This is a genomic window from Pseudoduganella violaceinigra DSM 15887, from assembly GCF_000425385.1.
GTDB lineage: Bacteria > Pseudomonadota > Gammaproteobacteria > Burkholderiales > Burkholderiaceae_D > Rugamonas > Rugamonas violaceinigra.
This window is the reverse complement of record NZ_AUDI01000001.1, coordinates 87,167-103,962: the sequence shown is the minus strand read 5'-3', so window position 1 is coordinate 103,962 and position 16,796 is coordinate 87,167. Positions and strand designations below refer to the sequence as shown.

The 16,796-nt window shown below is 64.4% G+C and carries 13 protein-coding genes and 1 tRNA gene; 13 read left to right on the top strand and 1 reads right to left on the bottom strand.

The genetic code is table 11. The annotated features are described in order from the left end of the window. Nucleotides 1–34: 34 nt before the first annotated feature. Nucleotides 35–109, bottom strand: a tRNA-Arg gene (locus tag H597_RS0100460). 79 nt (nt 110–188) lie between these two features. Between H597_RS0100460 and H597_RS0100455 the strand changes: the two genes are divergently transcribed. The 13 genes from H597_RS0100455 to H597_RS0100395 all read left to right on the top strand — a co-directional run bounded on the left by H597_RS0100455 (nt 189) and on the right by H597_RS0100395 (nt 16,796). Continuing rightward, nucleotides 189–2,099: an ATP-binding cassette domain-containing protein gene (locus H597_RS0100455; RefSeq protein WP_028100388.1), complete on the top strand. Its 1,911-nt coding sequence runs from the start codon at nt 189–191 to the stop codon at nt 2,097–2,099. A 128-nt stretch (nt 2,100–2,227) separates the two neighbouring features. After that, complete coding sequence (locus H597_RS0100450; RefSeq protein ID WP_229632061.1) at nt 2,228–2,971, top strand: CAAX prenyl protease-related protein; 744 nt, start codon at nt 2,228–2,230, stop codon at nt 2,969–2,971. A gap of 23 nt (nt 2,972–2,994) precedes the next feature. Then, a complete protein-coding gene (epsL, locus tag H597_RS0100445; RefSeq protein WP_229632060.1) occupies nt 2,995–4,182 on the top strand; it encodes an XrtB/PEP-CTERM-associated polysaccharide biosynthesis outer membrane protein EpsL in 1,188 nt (395 codons plus the stop codon). A 13-nt stretch (nt 4,183–4,195) separates the two neighbouring features. Further along, complete coding sequence (locus H597_RS0100440) at nt 4,196–5,578, top strand: undecaprenyl-phosphate glucose phosphotransferase (protein WP_028100385.1); 1,383 nt, start codon at nt 4,196–4,198, stop codon at nt 5,576–5,578. 60 nt (nt 5,579–5,638) lie between these two features. After that, the gene (locus tag H597_RS0100435) at nt 5,639–6,520 is read left to right on the top strand and encodes an EpsD family peptidyl-prolyl cis-trans isomerase (RefSeq protein WP_229632059.1); all 882 of its coding nucleotides are present in this window, start codon (nt 5,639–5,641) and stop codon (nt 6,518–6,520) included. Between the two features lie 17 nt (nt 6,521–6,537). Next, nucleotides 6,538–7,329, top strand: a complete 792-nt coding sequence (gene epsE / locus H597_RS0100430) for a polysaccharide export protein EpsE (protein WP_028100383.1) — start codon at nt 6,538–6,540, stop codon at nt 7,327–7,329. Between the two features lie 9 nt (nt 7,330–7,338). Then, nucleotides 7,339–8,745 carry a chain length determinant protein EpsF gene (epsF, locus tag H597_RS0100425; protein WP_028100382.1) on the top strand — a complete coding sequence of 469 codons (1,407 nt, stop codon included), beginning with the start codon at nt 7,339–7,341 and terminating at the stop codon, nt 8,743–8,745. Nucleotides 8,746–8,754: 9 nt separating this feature from the next. Beyond that, nucleotides 8,755–9,627: a chain length determinant protein tyrosine kinase EpsG gene (epsG, locus tag H597_RS0100420; protein WP_028100381.1), complete on the top strand. Its 873-nt coding sequence runs from the start codon at nt 8,755–8,757 to the stop codon at nt 9,625–9,627. Next, nucleotides 9,628–10,512 carry an exosortase B gene (gene xrtB, locus H597_RS0100415; protein ID WP_307577840.1) on the top strand — a complete coding sequence of 295 codons (885 nt, stop codon included), beginning with the start codon at nt 9,628–9,630 and terminating at the stop codon, nt 10,510–10,512. It abuts the gene before it with no gap. Beyond that, nucleotides 10,509–11,195: an exosortase-associated protein EpsI, B-type gene (gene epsI, locus H597_RS0100410; protein WP_028100379.1), complete on the top strand. Its 687-nt coding sequence runs from the start codon at nt 10,509–10,511 to the stop codon at nt 11,193–11,195. The genes xrtB and epsI overlap by 4 nt, the downstream gene beginning before the upstream one ends. An 18-nt stretch (nt 11,196–11,213) precedes the next feature. Next, nucleotides 11,214–12,746, top strand: coding sequence for a hypothetical protein (locus tag H597_RS0100405; RefSeq protein WP_154667882.1), 1,533 nt, complete (start codon nt 11,214–11,216; stop codon nt 12,744–12,746). A 152-nt stretch (nt 12,747–12,898) separates the two neighbouring features. Next, the gene (locus tag H597_RS0100400) at nt 12,899–15,274 is read left to right on the top strand and encodes a heparinase II/III domain-containing protein (protein WP_229632058.1); all 2,376 of its coding nucleotides are present in this window, start codon (nt 12,899–12,901) and stop codon (nt 15,272–15,274) included. 25 nt (nt 15,275–15,299) lie between these two features. After that, nucleotides 15,300–16,796 (top strand): polysaccharide biosynthesis protein, encoded by a 1,497-nt coding sequence (locus tag H597_RS0100395; protein ID WP_028100376.1) that lies wholly within the window; start codon nt 15,300–15,302, stop codon nt 16,794–16,796.

Sequence of the window (16,796 nt, the reverse complement as noted above, 5' to 3'; positions counted from 1 at the left end):
TACGGAGGGGATTGGTTCCCGATGCAGGTGCTGTTGGTCCCCCCGACTGGAATCGAACCAGTATCCCACGCTTAGGAGGCATGTGCACTATCCATTGTGCTACGGGGAGGACGCAAAGCGAGCGCAATTATAGCTGACAGGTCGGCAACAGGTAAAATGCTCGTTTTCTCGCTTTGAATTGCACCCCAATGGCTGTCATTTCCTTATCATCTGCACAACTGGCTTTCGGCCACCACGCCCTGCTGGACCACGCTGAATTCTCCCTGGAAACCGGGGAGCGGGTCGGCCTGATCGGGCGCAACGGCACGGGCAAGTCCTCCTTGCTGAAAATTATTGCTGGCTCCCAGAAACTGGACGACGGCCTGCTGGTCATGCAGCAGGGCCTGAAAGTCGTCTATGTGGAGCAGGAGCCGCAGTTCGAAACCGGCCAGAGCGTGCACGACGCGGTGGCATCCGGCCTGGGCGAGCTGCCTGCGCTGCTGAAGGAATACGACGAGCTGACCGGCAAATTCGGCCAGGGTGACGATGACGCGCTGATGGAGCGCATGCACGACATCCAGGTCAAGCTGGATGCCGGCGACGCCTGGAACCTGAAAAACAAGGTGGAAACCATCCTGGGCCGCCTGAACCTGGATGGCTCGGTACTGGTCGAAACCCTGTCCGGCGGCACCAAGAAGCGCGCCGCATTGGCGCGCGCCCTGGTTGGCGCGCCCGACGTGCTGCTGCTCGACGAACCGACCAACCACCTGGACTTCAATTCCATCATGTGGCTGGAAGGCCTGCTGCGCGATTTCAAGGGCAGCATCCTGTTCATTACCCACGATCGTTCCTTCCTGGACAATGTGGCGACCCGCATCGTTGAACTCGATCGCGGCAATCTGATGTCCTACCCGGGCAATTTCACCACCTACCAGGTGCGCAAGGCGGAACAACTGGCGATCGAAGAAATCGAGAACGCCAAGTTCGACAAGGTGCTGGCGGCGGAAGAAGTCTGGATCCGCAAAGGCGTGCAGGCGCGCCGTACGCGCGATGAAGGCCGTGTGCGCCGCTTGGAGCGCTTGCGCGAACAGCGTGCCGCGCGCCGCGACCAGCAGGGCCAGGTGCGTCTGGAAGTCGGCACCGGCGAACGTTCCGGCAAGATCGTGGCGGAACTGGAAAATGTGAACAAGGCCTATGGCGCCAAGGTCATCGTCAAGGACTTCAGCGCGATCATCATGCGTGGCGACAAGATCGGCTTGATCGGCGCCAACGGCGCGGGCAAGACCACGCTGCTGAAACTGGTCCTGGGCGAAGAGCAGGCCGACAGCGGAATGATCAAGCAGGGCACCAAGCTGCAGGTGGCATACTTCGACCAGATGCGCGCCCAGTTGAACGATAACGCCACCCTGGCCGACACCATCGCGCCGGGCAGCGACTGGGTCGAAATCAATGGCCAGCGCAAGCACGTCATGAGCTACCTGGGCGATTTCCTGTTCGAACCGCAACGCGCGCGTTCGCTGGTGAGTTCGCTGTCCGGTGGTGAGCGCAACCGCCTGCTGCTGGCGCGCCTGTTTGCCAAGCCAGCCAATGTGCTGGTGCTGGACGAACCGACCAACGATCTCGACATCGACACGCTGGAACTGCTGGAAGAGCTGCTGGAGGATTATGCCGGAACGGTCTTCCTCGTCAGCCACGACCGTATGTTCCTCGATAACGTCGTCACGCAGGTGATCGTTGCCGAAGGGCAGGGCCACTGGAAGGAATATGTCGGCGGCTACAGCGATTGGGAGCGCGTGCGCGATAGCGCGTCGGCTGCCGCCGCAACTGCGGTGAAGAAGGGCGATGCGAAACCGGTGGCCGATGCTTCCCCTACGCCGGCCGCGGCCAAGCAGAAAAAACTCAGCTACAAAGAACAGCGCGAGCTGGAAGAGCTGCCGCAACTGATTGCCAAACTGGAAGACGAACAGACTGCGCTGAATATCACGCTGTCCGATCCCGACTTCTACAAGAAGACGCCGGCGGAAGCCAAGCGCCTGAACGACCGTATTGCGCAGATTGAAGAGGAGTTGATGGCTGCGCTGGAACGCTGGGAGAAAATCGAAGCGCGTAACAACGTTTGATGTAACTCAATCCGCTGTTTGCAGTTTCCCACTTTCGTGCGCTTGCGCACGATTGCCCGCTGTAATATCTGACAACCTTAATGCCGAGGCAGTCTTGCTTCGGCATTTCCAACGGGAAGGCAGATATCGTGACTTTACAGCAGCCACCGAAGCGCGTTTCCCAGCAGCCGCACGCCACTGCGGCTGCGGCGCCAGTCCTGCCACTGCGCGCCGGCGACCGTGTGCTCATGCCGCGCGTGCTGCCTTTCGCCACATTCATCGCCTTCATCATCCTCGCCGATGTGCTGCAGCGCCTCGGTGCGCCAGGCAATACCTTGCGCAGCCTGTACCCGATCAAGATCGCGCTGGTCGCCGCGATGCTGCTGGCGTGGCGCAGGAACTACCAGGAGTTGCGCGGGGTGCCCTCGCGGCCTGCGCTGTTCGCTGCCGTTGGCGTCGGCGCATGCGTGTTTGCCTTGTGGATTGTTCTCGATGCCCAATGGATGCAAGCGGGCACGCCGAACGCTTTCGACGCGGCGGGCGAAGACGGGCGCATCGACTGGCCGCTGGTGGCGGTCCGTGCGCTTGGCGCCACGCTAGTGGTTCCCGTGATGGAGGAATTGTTCTGGCGCTCCTTCCTGTTGCGCTGGCTGCAGCAGCGCGACTTCCTGTCGCTGCGGCCTGCGCGCGCCGGCCTGCGGGCGGCTGCGGTTTCCATTCTTTTGTTCGGTATCGAACATAACCTCTGGCTGGCCGGCATCGTCGCCGGCATTGCCTACACCTTGTTGTATCTGCGCAGCGAAACGCTGTGGACTCCCATCCTGGGACATGCCGTGACGAATGGGCTGTTGGCCGCATGGATCATGGCAACGGGTAACTGGATCTATTGGTAGTTTTCAATAAGGCTAAACAAGATATGCGCAACCTGCCGACTCCGCTGGCGCTGGCGGCCGCCATGGCGTGCTGCCCTGCCCATGCGGACATCAGCGATACTCTCAAGCCCTATGTCACCTTGGGGGCGACCTACGACGATAACCTGCTGCGCTTGCCGGACAATACCCCGCCAGGCATCCAGCGCTCCGACCGCGCCACCCACGCCATTGCCGGCGTCATGCTGGACCGCCCGATCGGGCGCCAGAAACTGACCGGCGAGGCCAAGGTCTCGCGCGTGAGCTTCGACCACTACGACCAGCTCAATTACAGCGGCAAGGACTTCAGTCTGGACTGGGCCTGGGTGCTCGGCAAGTATTTCGACGGCAATATCGGCGGCAGCTACCAGCAGGTCCTCACGCCCTTCAACGACTTCCATTCGGATGAGCGCAATCTGCGCACCCAGCGCCGCGAATATGCCAATGGCGGCTGGCGCCTGCATCCGAGCTGGCGCCTGCATGCCGGCTTCCAGCGCGACCGCTTCGATTATGAATTGGCGGCACAAAGCTTGAACAACCGCAAGGAAGACCGCAGCGAAGCGGGGATCGACTACCTCGCTTCCAGCGGCAGCAAGGTGGGCGTGGTGCTGCGCCATATCAAGGGCGGCTTCCTGAATCCGCGCCGTATCGGCGCCACCTTCCTCGATCAGAACTACACCCAGGATGAGCTGAAGGCCAATATCAACTGGCTATACAGCGATATCACGCAATTGCAGTTGCTGGCCGGCTATGCCAAGCGCAAGCACGACACCTTCAGCGAGCGCGATACCAGCGGCCTGAATGGGCGCGCCACGCTGAACTGGCGGCCGCGCGCCAAGCTGCGGTTCAATTTCGATGCCTGGCGCGAGTTCTCCGCGGTCGAGAGCATCGTGGTCAACAACAGTGTCAACCGGGGCGCCAGTGTCAACGCCACCTGGGATATTTCGGCCAAGGTGCAAGCCAACGCCGGCTTCAAGCGCGAGAAACGCAAATTCGAACGCCTGCCCTATGTCTTCTTCAACGGCGACCCGAGCGATACCACGCGCAGCACCAATATGGGGGTGGTCTACCAGCCTGCGCGCAAGGTGCTGCTGAGCCTGACGGGCTACAAGGACCGGCGCACGGGGACGCCGCTGGCCGGCACCGGCAGCTACAAGGCCAAGGGCGTGTCACTGATGGCGACCCTACAGTTCTGAACGAGGAGCGGTGATGACGGTACACGATATACCCCTGGTGTCCTTCTTCCAGCGCGTGCTTGATCCCCTGATCATCATGGTGATGCTGTACGCCACGTCGATGGCGTATGGAGAACCGTTTACCGGGTATTCGCTGGTGTTGATGATATTGGCTTTCTTCATTTCCTCGGCGGTGTACGAGCATGTCGACCCCTACCGCACCTGGCGCAGCGGGCGCGTGCTGGCCTATGCGCGCGATATCTTCATGGGCTGGTTCGCCACCGCCCTGATCCTGGTCTTCCTCGGCAACGTCAGCGGCCTGGCCTACCACTATGACGAATCCGTGGTCTTCAGCTGGTTCCTGGCGACGCCGTTTGCCCTGCTCATGAGCCACTTGGCGGCGCGCCATGTCGGCACCGACCCGGCCAAGGAAAGCGAAGTGCGCTCCATCGTGATCGTGGGCGCCAACGAGGTCGGCACCAAGTTCGCCCGCACGGCGGAGCGCCTGCCCAATCTCTTCCTCAGTGTGCGCGGCTTCTTCGACGACCGTACGGCGGACCGCCGCAGGGGCGACCTGTCGCACCCCATGCTGGGGAAAATGGCCGAGGTGGCCAACTTCGTGCGCGATCACCACATCAAGATGATTTTCATCAGCCAGCCGATTTCGGCCCAGCCGCGCATCCGCAAATTGCTGGATGAACTGCAGGACACGACGGCCTCGGTGTATTTCCTGCCCGATATTTATGTGTTCGACCTGATGCAGGCGCGCTTCGACAGCGTGGGCGGCATGCCCGTGGTGGCGATCTGCGAGACGCCCTTTGTCGGCTTCGACGGCATCGTCAAGCGCGCCAGCGACGTGATCATCGGCAGTGCCATCCTGATGGCGCTGGCGCCGCTGATGCTGGCCATTGCCCTGGCCGTGTGGATCAGTTCGCCGGGCCCCGTGATTTTCCGCCAGCGCCGCTACGGCCTGTATGGCGAGGAAATCATCGTCTACAAATTCCGCTCGATGCGGGTGACGGAGGATGGCCCCGTGGTGCGCCAGGCCACGGCCCGCGATCCACGCATCACGCGCATCGGCGCCTTCCTGCGCAAGACCTCGCTCGATGAGCTGCCGCAGTTCATCAACGTGCTGCAGGGAACGATGAGCATTGTCGGGCCGCGGCCGCACGCCGTGGCGCACAACGAACAATACCGGAAGCTGATCAAGGGCTATATGTTGCGCCATAAAGTCAAGCCGGGCATTACCGGCTGGGCCCAGGTCAACGGCCTGCGCGGCGAAACGGAGACGCTGGAAAAGATGGAGGCGCGTATCCGCTATGACCTGGACTACCTGCGCCACTGGTCGCTGTGGCTCGACCTGTGGATCATCTTGCGCACAGTCAAGGTGGTGCTGGCACGGCAAAACGCGTACTGAATCAATCGTGCGCGCCAGCCGCGCTATTAGAATGAGTTGCAATAGTCGAGGGAGGATATTTTGAAGCACATCAACCCGAATCAGGCTTGCGCAGGACTGTTGCTGGTCCTGGTGTCCGCTTGCAGCAGCAAGGTGGAACAGAAACCCGGCCAGGCGCTCGCCAGTGTCAATGGCAATGAAATCACCGTCATGCAGTTGAACGATGAACTGTCGCGCAGCAATGCCCCGGCCGCGCAGCAGGAAGCCGCGCGCAAACAGGCGCTGGAAGCGCTGATCGACCGCCAGCTGCTGATCGGCGAAGCGTCCAGGGAAAAGGTCGACCGCGACCCGCGCGTGGTGCAGGCCATCGAAAGGGCGCGCGCGGTGATCCTGGCCCAGGCTTATATGCAGAAACGCCTGGGCACGCCGGCCAAACCGAGCGCGGCGGAAGTCGAGACCTACTACAGCCAGAATCCGCAGTTCTTTTCCCAGCGCAAGCATTTCGATATGCATGAAATCGTCCTGCCCACGCGCGAGGTGACGGACGAACTGAAGGCCGTGATGGACAAGACCCGTTCGCTGGACGAGGTCGCGGCCTGGCTCGATGCCCATAAAGTCAAGTACCAGAAAGCGGAGCTGAGCCGCAGCGGTTCGGAGTTGCCGCCGGAACTGTCGGCCAAGCTGCTGGCGCTGTCGAAAGGGCAGTTGTTCATCGTGCGGGAAGGCGAACGCAGCATGCTGCTGACCATTGCCGATGTGCGCGCTTCACCGGTGGAGCTCGATGCAGCGCGGCCGCAGATCGAACAATACCTGGTCGCTAAAAAAGGGAAGGAGGCGGCGGAGCAGGAGGTCAAGCGCCTGCGCGCCGGCGCCAAGATTGCCTATATCAACCAGCCCTCGCCGGTAGCGGATGCGGGCGGACCGGCCACCGAAATCGAACGCGGCGTCGCCGGCCTGAAATAACCGAACGAGGAGCGATCATGAAACGACTGATGATGTGGATGGCGGCGCTGGCATTTGCGCTGGGCGCGGGGCTGGCGCCGGCGGCGGACTTGACGCTGGGGGCGGGCGATGTGATCAAGGCTTCCGTGTTCGGCAACCCCGACATGGCGACCGAAACCCGGGTCAGTGAGTCGGGCCGCATCACCTTCCCCTTGCTGGGGGAGGTCAAGGTGAGCGGCCTGACCGTGCAGCAGGCCGAGCGCGCCATCGGCGAGCAGCTGGTGAAGAAGGGCTACCTGAAGACGGCCCAGGTCAGCATCATCGTCTCGCAGATCCAGAGCGCGCAAGTATCGGTGCTGGGCATGGTGAACCGGCCCGGGCGCTATCCGCTCGATGGCGGCAAGCGCGGTGTGATGGATATGCTGGCCCAGGCGGGCGGCTTCAATGCCGATGGCGGCGATACGGTGAGCGTGGTGCGTACCCGCGACGGCAAGACCACGAAGACCGTGATCGACGTGGTGGACATGGTGCGCAACGGCGCGCTGGACCAGGAAATCGAGCTGGGGCCCAACGATGTGATCTATGCCGAACGCTCGCCGCGCTTCTACATTTATGGCGAGGTGCAGCGCCCCGGTTCGTTCCGGCTCGAGCGCACCATGACGGTCAGCCAGGCGCTGGCGGTGGGCGGCGGCCTGACTCCGCGCGGCACTGAGCGCGGCATCAAGATCAAGCGCCGCGGCGGCGACGGTTCGGAACAGGTGATCGCCGCCCGGAACGAGGACGTGGTGCAGACCGACGACGTCATCTTCATCAAGGAAAGCTGGTTCTAAGGAGGCATTATGAATTTCGCCCAGTTCCTGCTGATCCTGCAGGCGCGCAAGAAGATCGTGCTGCTGACCTTGCTGGTCACGGTCAGCGCCACCCTGGTTGTCAGCCTGCTGCTGCCCAAGACGTACGAGGCGACCAGTTCGCTGGTGATGAATTACAAGGGCGTCGACCCGTTGACCGGGATGGCGTTGCCGGGCCAGCTGCTGCCCGGCTATATGGCCACCCAGATCGACATCATCAACAGCAAGAATGTCGCACTGCGTGTGGTGGACCAGCTGAAGCTGGCCGACAGCCCGGCCGTGATCGCCCAGTTCAACGAGTCGACCGGCGGCCTGGGGACGGTGCGCGACTGGCTGGCCGAGCTGCTGCAAAAGAAGCTCGATATCGTGCCGGCCAAGGAAAGCTCCGTGCTGAACGTGACCTTCAAGGCGTCCGACCCGCAGTTCGCGGCGGCGGTGGCGAATGCCTTCACCGACGAATACCAGAAGATCAATGTGCAGCTCAAGGTGGAGCCGATGAAGAAGGCCACCAATTACTTCAACTCCCAGCTGAAGGTGCTGCGCGATACCCTGGAAGTGGCGCAGGCCAAGCTCTCCAAGTACCAGCAGGAGCACGGCATCGTCAGCGTCGACAACCGCCTCGACGTGGAATCGATGCGCCTGAACGACCTGTCGGCCCAGCTGGTGTCGGCCCAGTCGCAGTCCATGGAGGCCAATTCGCGGCAGGCGGTGGCACGCGGTTCCGGCAACGCCTCGCCGGACGTGACGGCCAGCCCAGTGGTGCAGAACCTGCGCGTCAACCTGTCGCAGCAGGAATCCAAGCTGGCCGAAATGGGGCAGCGCCTGGGGCGCAACCACCCGCAATACCAGAGCGCGGCGGCGGAGGTGGCGCGCCTGCGCGCCGGCCTGAATGAGCAGACGGCCCTGGTCACTTCGTCGGTCAGCAACAATGCCAGCGTGTTCGCCCAGCGCGAAGCGGCGCTGCGCACGGCGCTGGCCGAGCAGAAAACCAAGGTGCTGCAGCTGAACCGCCAGCGCGATGAAATGAATGTGCTGAACAAGGACGTCGAGAGCGCCCAGCGCGCCTTCGACGCGGCGGCGCAGCGCGTGTCGCAGACCCGTATCGAGGGCGGCTCCGACCAGTCCGACGTCTCGGTACTGAACCCGGCCGTGCCGCCGATCGAGCCGGCCGGCCCGCGCGTGCTGCTGAATACGGTGCTGTCGCTGCTGCTGGGCGGCATGCTGGGCATTGGCATCGCCATGTTGTCCGAGATGTTCGATCGGCGCGTGCGTTCGGAAGCCGACCTGGCCGAGGTGGTGCAGATCCCCGTGCTGGCCACGATCGACTGGAATCCGCCGCGCCGGCGCCGCTTCGGCCTGCCGCGCCTGCATGCGCCGCGCCAGCTGCGCCTGAATTAGGAGACGCCGATGAACAGCCCATTGCATTTCAATCCCGCCTCGCCGCAAGGCGTGGGCGATGCCACCATCGGCGCCCTGCTGCAGGAAGCGGGCAAGCTGACGCCGGAGAATACCGATGCCGTGCTGCGCATGCAGGAGGAAACCGGCATCCGCTTCGGCGAGGCGGCCCAGGCGCTGGGCATGATCAGCGCCGCCGACGTGCAGCAAGTCCTGGCGCGGCAGTTCGATTATCCCTACCTCCCGTCCGGCGAGCATTACTACTCGCCGCACCTGGTGGCGGCCTATGAGCCGTTCAGCCGCCAGGTGGAAATGCTGCGCGCCGTGCGCGGCCAGCTGATGCTGCGCTGGTTCGCGCGCGGCCACAAGTCGCTCGCCATCGTGGGCGTGGAACCGGGCTCCGGCACCAGCCTGTTCGCCGCCAACCTGGCCGTGGTGTTCTCCCAGCTGGGACAGAACACCCTGCTGGTCGACGCCAATCTGCGCCAGCCCGCGCAGCACGACATCTTCAACCTGCCGGGCAGGCTGGGCCTGTCGGATATGCTGGCCGGGCGTGCCACCATGGCGTCCGTGACGCGCATCGACGCCTTCGAGTCGCTGGCCGTGCTGGGTGCCGGCACGCTGCCGCCCAATCCGGCCGAACTGCTGGCGCGCAAGGACTTCACCGGCCTCAATGCCCAGCTGGAGGCGCTGCACGACGTCGTGCTGTACGATACCTCGGACGTGCTCACCGCCCACGATTCGCTGCCGGTGATGGCGCGCGCCCGTGGTGTGCTGCTGGTGGTGCGCCGCAATGCGACCTCGCTGTACGAGGTGGCGGCGCTCAGCGAGCAGGTGCGCTACGCCGGCGCCGAAGTGGTCGGCTCGGTGTTGCTGGAGTTCTGAGTGGACCCGGGCCTGGCCGTCCGCCCGCCGGCAGCCATGCGCGCCGCGCAGCGCGCCGCGCTGCTGGACTGGCTGCCTGTTGCGATGGGCATGCTGGTCTTGTACGTGCCCACCTTCTACCGCCTGTTTACCGGCCTATGGTCGACCGAGGAGCAGGCGCACGGGCCGATGATCCTGCTGCTGGCGCTGTGGCTGATGGCAAGGCAATGGCCGGCCATGCAGGCGCGCGCCGACGGCCAGCCGTCCGCGCTTGGCTGGCCGGTGCTGGGGGGGGGGCTGCTGGCCTACATCCTGGGCCGCTCGCAGGGCATCATCGCCTTCGAGATTGCCTCCTTCATCGTATTGCTGGCGGCGCTGCTGATGCTCAAATGCGGGCATGGCGCGCTGCGCGTGCAATGGTTCGCCTTCTTCTTCATGGCCTTCATGGTGCCTTTGCCGGGGCCGCTGGTCGGCATGCTGACCATGCCGATGAAGATGGCGGTGTCGTGGGCCACCGAACATGTGCTGTACGCAGCCGGTTTTCCGATCGCGCGCAGCGGGGTGATCCTGCAGGTGGGGCAGTACCAGTTGCTGGTGGCCGACGCCTGCGCCGGCCTGCAAACCCTGCTGACGCTCGAGGCGCTGGGCCTGTTCTACCTGAATGTGGTGCGGCATTCTTCCGCCTTCCGGAACGTGGCGCTGGCGCTGCTGATCATCCCGATTTCCTTCACCGCCAATGTGATCCGGGTGATCACGCTGTCGCTGGTGACCTTTTATCTCGGCGACGCGGCGGGGCAGGGCTTCCTGCACGGCTTCGCCGGCATGGTGCTCTTCCTCACGGCGCTGCTGCTGATTATCGGCGTTGACGCCTTCCTGCAATGGTTTGTGAAATGGCGCAATTCATGAAGAAATCGATGATCGTGAGTGTGGTGCTGGCGGCCTTGATGCTGTCCTCGGCCGCCGTGACGCGCGCACTGACGCCGACCGTGCGCATGGCCGACGCGCAGGGCCGCTTCAGCCTGGAGCAGATGGTGCCGCGCAGCTTCGGTGAATGGCAGGTCGATACGCGCGTGATTCCCTTGCAAGTCGATCCCGCCACGCAGGCCAAGCTGGACAAGATTTACAACCAGACCCTGGGCCGCACCTATGTCAACCGCCTTGGCGAGCGCATCATGCTGTCGATCGCCTACGGCGGCGACCAGGGCGACAATATGGGCGTGCACAAGCCCGAGGTGTGCTACACGGCGCAGGGCTTCACGGTGCGCGACGGGAAGCCGGGCGGCCTGGATACCGGGCAGGGCGTGCTGCCGGTAAAACGCCTGTTCGCCGTCGCCGGTGCGCGGCAGGAACCGATCACCTACTGGATCACCATCGGCCGCAAGGCCACCATGCCCGGCGTCGACCAGCGCTTGCAGGAATTGCGCTATGGCTTGAGCGGGACGGTGCCGGATGGCATGCTGGTACGGGTGTCCAGTATCGGCGCCGACCCTGATGCGGCGTATGCGCTGCAGGACCAGTTCGTGCGCGCCATGCTGGCGGCGCTGGAGCGGCCGGCGCGCGAACGGCTGGCCGGCGTGTTCGGCGATTAGGGGGCGACAATGATACGCATGCTATCGTTGCGCCGCACGGCCCCCGCCGGCGCCGTTCCGTCCAGGGTCGGCGCGCGGGCGCTTGCGGCGCCCCACCGGGGGCTGCCGCTGATGCTGCTGTTGCCATTCATGCTGCTGGCGGTGTTTGTCGGCATGGTGGGCGGGCTCGATTCCCCGCCGCTGGTGGCGATCGTCGGTACGGCGGTGCTGTCGGTGCTGCTGCTGTTTGTGCTGCCGCTGCATGGCATGTTCTGGTGCCTGTTCATCCTGACCTTCCTCTTGCAGGGTTCGGCCGTGTACTTCCTGCGCCTGCGGCCGGCCGCCTGGCTGGCGTTCGGCCTGGCCATCCTGTTCTTCTGCCGCGCGCTGCTCGACCTGGTGCTGCAGAAGCGCGAGCCGCGGCGCATGCGCGAGGGCGATGGTTCGACGGTGGAAATCGCCGCCATCCTGTTCCTGCTGGCTTTTACCATCAGCCTGGTGTTCAACCGCGTGCCGAAGGCGCAGGTGTTTTCCTCGGTGAAGGCGATGCTGCCGATGTTCTCGGTGCTGTTCGCCCTGTACTGGTTCCGCTGGAAGGAGCATCACCTGGAAACCAGCTGGCGCATGATGTTCTGGGTGGTGCTGCTCCAAGTGCCGGTGGTGCTGTACCAGCATTTTTTTGTCGCCACGAGCACCAGCTTCGACTCGATTGTCGGCACCTTCGGCGGCACGCCGGGCTTTGGCGGCAACAGCGCCATCATGGTGCTGTTTACCGTGCTGGCCATGGGCTATGCCGCCGCGCGCTGGAACGCGGGACAGATGACAGGCCGGGCGATGCTGGCCTTCCAGGCGGTCGGTTTCGCCATCATCCTGCTGGGCGAAGTGAAGGCCGCCTTCGTCTGGCTGCCGCTGGTGCTGGCCTGGGTGCTGCGGCGCCGTATCCTGCGCAGCTTCGCCGCCTTCGTCGGATTCGGCATCCTGCTGGCGGCTTTTCTCGGCACCACGTATTTTGTCTACGATGCCCTGTACTGGGGCAAGAAAGTGCAGTCGGCGCACAATGTGGCCGAGAAGTTCAACCGCGGCGGCGGCTATTTCTTCGATCCCGACAACGTCAACTACCGCACCGGGGAAATCAGCCGCGCCGCGTCGCTGGCGCTGTGGTGGCGCGATCCGCTGGCCAGCACGCCGCGCCGCCTGGTGGGGTACGGCCCCGGCGCCAGCAAACCCTCGGGCCTGCTGGGCGCGGGGGAGGTGGCCCGGCGCTACCAGCCGCTGCATCTGGACGCCAGCGCGCTGGCCATCCTGCTCTGGGATGTCGGTCTATTGGGCGCTCTCGCTTACGGCGCCATGTTACTGTTTTCCCTGCTGGCTGCCTGGCGCTACGTACGCCGAAAACAAGGTGGCGTGGCCCAGCTCGCACTGGCAGATACCTGCGTCGCCGCAATGCTGCTGTTTCTCATGATGCTGGTATATAACCGCGCGCTGATGGATGAACCCACCGCCCAGCTGCTCCTGATGATGTGCATGGGGACGATCGTTCAGCTATGCCGCTTCAGCGCGTTCCGAAGCTAGGGAATTGTGTCATTTCTGGGCGACATTGTTACAAAACTTTTATCGCGCAGAAACGAATTTGTGAAATACGTGATGTAGACTTTCCTTGCAGTCGCGCGTCAATGATGGGTTAACTTATTGATTCGCAAACGAAATTATCTGGAGAGTATCACATGAAATTCGTTAAATCATCCCTGCTTCGTTCTTCCGTACTCGCTGCCCTGGCTAGTTTTGCTACCGCAAGTCATGCCGACTGGGCGACCTCCGCCAACATCGAAGCCGTGCGCCCGGCGCCGGACAAAATGCAGTTGCAGCCGCAGAATCCGCCCGGCTTTTCCTGGTCGCGTTATCCGATTGCCACATCGGCCACCTGGTACCTGGTGGTGATCCAGCCGCCCGGTGCAGCGGCGCCGATCAAGTCGGTAGTGCCGCGCAACTGGTTGCTGCCGACCCATGCCTTCACCGCGGCCGGCATTTACACCTGGAAGGTGGCGCCGTTCAACCGCACGCAGGCCATGAACGATGCCGACGCGGCGGCACGCGCCAAGGCCAAGGCGGCCGGTTCCAACCAGGCCCAGATCGAAGCGGCGGCGGAAGCTGCCGTGGTGCCCCTGGCGGAAACCGTGGCCAAGGATTGGTCGGCGGTGCGCAGCTTCACGATCGACAGCACCGCCGTCAAGTTCGAAGTGCCGGACAACGCCACCCTGCGCAATAACGTGCTGAGCCACCCCCGCTCGCGCATGCTATCGCCGACCTTCCTGCCGTATGCCAAGTGGAGCCCGGCCATGATCGCCGAGCGCGGCGAGCAGGTGCGGCGCCTGATCGAGACCGTGCAGTCGCGCCTGACGCTGGCGCCGGTCAAGGATACCGACTGGCCGCTGGCCAGCAGCGGCACCATGACCACGGCACTGAGCAACCAGAATTCCGACATCCGCAACCGCATCAACCGTACCGCGCACCAGGTGGAAGCGGCGGCCTTGCTGTACCGTCTGAAACAGGGGGAAGCAATCGCCACGGCCTACCTGAACGAAGCGATCAAGCGCGGCGACGAACTGGCGGCCTTGAGCCCGACCGGACCGACCAGCTATGCCAACCAGGACCAGGCCACCCGTACCATCGCGCTGTCGCTGTCGAAGGCCATGGACATGCTGTGGGCGAACCTCGATGCCACCCGCAAAACCACCTGGCAGAACGCCATTGCGCGGCGTACCACCGATATCTATAACGACCTGGCCGGCAGCAACGGCCGCATGGACCAGTATCCCTACGATGCGCACGGCGGCAACACCCTGGGCTTCCTGGCGCTGATCGGCGCCCTCAACCTGGGCGATGTGCCCTTGGCGCAAACCTGGTTCGATTTTGCGGTGCGAACCTATGTGCACCAGGTCTATACCTGGAGCGGCCCGGAAGGCGGCTATGCCAACGGCACCGCCTATGGCCAGGCCGCGGCCGATTTCTCTGTGCAGATCTGGGATCCGCTGAGCCAGGCGCTTGGCGTCTCGATCTACCGCAAGCCATGGTCGGACGGCTTCCTGCGCTTCCTGGCCCACTTCGTCCCGCCCGGCACGCCGAACCATGTCTTCGGCGACGGCCATGAGGATGTGCCCAACACCTACCTGCTGAAAGCCTTCGCGTCGCGCTTCAATACGCCGGTGGCGAAGTGGTACTACAACAGCATGGCCGGGGTGGAAGACCCGCTGACCCTGCTGCAGGCGCCGTCGCCGCTGCCGGTCACGACGGTCGCCACCGCCGTGCCGCCGTCGAATGCCGCCTTCTATCCGAGCGTGGGCTGGGCGGCGATGCACAGTTCGATGGCCGATACCAAGCGCACCTCGCTGTACTTCAAGTCCAGCCCGTACGGCTCGTACAACCACAGCCATGGCGACCAGAATTCGATCGTGCTGAACAGCGGCGGCAAGCGGCTGCTGATCGAGGCCGGCTACTACGACTGGTATGGCTCGCCCTTGTGGAGCAGCTGGTACCGCGCCACCAAATCGCACAATGCCGTCACTTACGATAATGGCGTGGGGCAGCGCATCGAAGGCAATACCGCCAACCTGGCACGCAACGGCAAGATCACCGGTTTCTCGACCACGGCGGCCATGGACTATGTGGAGGGCGATGCCACGCCGGCTTTCGAAGGCGCGCTGTCGCTGAACCGCCGCAAGCTGTGGTACCTGCGCGGCCAGGATGCGGCGGTCGTGATGGATACCCTGACCGCGACGGTGCCCCATGCCTGGGAGTGGAATTTCCACGCGGCAGTGACGATCGCCACCAATGCCGATGGCAGCGCCACCATCGTCAACGGCGACCGCTCGCTGTGCGTGAGTTCGCTGACGCCGGGGGCAACGCTCGTCAAGCGCGAGGGGCCCGCGCCGCGCACGGGGATTGAAGACCATGCCGCCTTCACGCGGCCCGCCGCGGCCAAGGGGGAGTTTGTCGTCCTGCTGGACATCGGGTGCAAGAAGCCTGCCGTGAAGCTCACGACCGGCACCACCAGCCGCGTGCTGACGGTGGGCAGCCAAACCATCACATTGCCGCTGCCTTGAGCGAGCGGGGGGACTGAGCCATGCCATGACCGAGCCATACTCAGGCCCCCAAACGCGGCGTAATATCGTCGCCTTCCTGGTCGGAAAAATCCCGACCGCCTTGCTGACCGCCAGTGTGCTGGGGCTGTCGGCAAGGGTGCTGCCGGCCGCCGAGTTCGGCCACTATGTGGTGGGCATGGCCCTGGTGGAGCTGGTGCTGGGCCTGTCGAGTTTCGGCCTCGACTGGGTCCTGCTGCGTTTCCTTCCCGAGTACCGCTTGCGCGGCAGCCGCGGCGCGCTGGCCGCGCTGGTGACGCGGATCGCCGCGGTGCGGGTGCTGTCCTTGGCCTTGCTGGCCTGCGTGCTGCTGCTGGCGCGCAGCCGCGGCCTGCTGCCGGCCAGTTTCCCGCCGGAATTGGCGGGCGTGCTGGCGGGCCTGCTGGTGGTGGAGGGCGGCCTGCGCATCCTGCGCGACAACACGCTCGAAGCGCTGGCCCTGCAAAGCCGCATGCAGGCGGTCACCCTGCTGCGCGGCGCGGTGATGGCCGGCGCCTTGCTGGCCATGGGCAGCGGGACGGCGCGCCAATTGCTGCTGGCGGAACTGGCGGCCAGCCTGGGCGCGCTGCTGCTGGCGGCGGGCGCCATCGCCCATGCGGTGCGCCGGCTGCCGCTGCATTCCCGTCCAGGATGGCAGCCGCCCGGGCTGGCGCAGATGCGCGCCGTTGCCTTGCACAACTACGCCAGCGGCATTGTCGAATACCTGTACTCGCCCTCCAGCCTGATCCTGCTGCTTGCGCGCAGCCAGGCCCCGGAAGCGATGGCGGGCCTGGGATTCGTCCTGCGCTTGACGGATATCATCCGCAACTATATGCCCGGCATGGTCATTTTCTCCGTCGTGCGTTCGCGCATGATCGGCGCCTACGCAGGCAATAGCGACTACGGCGAGTTGCAGCGCTGGGCGCATTTCGTTTTCAAGGTCAGCGCGTTGAGCTTGCTGCCGGTGCTGGCCGTGGCGGCCGTATATGGCGACCTGGTGCTGCAGCTGGCCAGCGGCGGCCGTTTCGGCGAATACCGGCTGCTGTTCGCCGTGCTGTGCGGCTGGCTGGCGCTGCGCCTGCATCGCCTGATCCTCAACGTGGTGTGCAACGCCATCGGCCTGATGGGCATGTGGGCGCTGGCGTCGCTGTGCTCCCTGCTCGTGCTGCCGCTGCTGGCCTGGCTGGGCGCGCCGCTGCTGGGATTGTGGCTATTGCCTGCCGCGTTGCTGGGCAATGAATTGATCGTGAATGGACTGGTGGTGGCGGGCATGCGGCGGCGCGGTTTCCCCTGGCCGCTGGGGCTGCGCTGGTGGGCGCGCGCGCTGCTGGCGATCGGCGCGGCGGCTTGCGTGGCGGCGCTGTTGCAGGGGCAGGGCGTGCGCGCCGCTGCGGCGGGAAGCCTCTTGCTGTGCGCCGTGTTTGCCGCGGCACTGTTATTGTCGGGTGCGATTGATGCGAAAGACCGACAGCTGATTAACCGAGTCCTGGGGCGCCGCGCGGCGTAG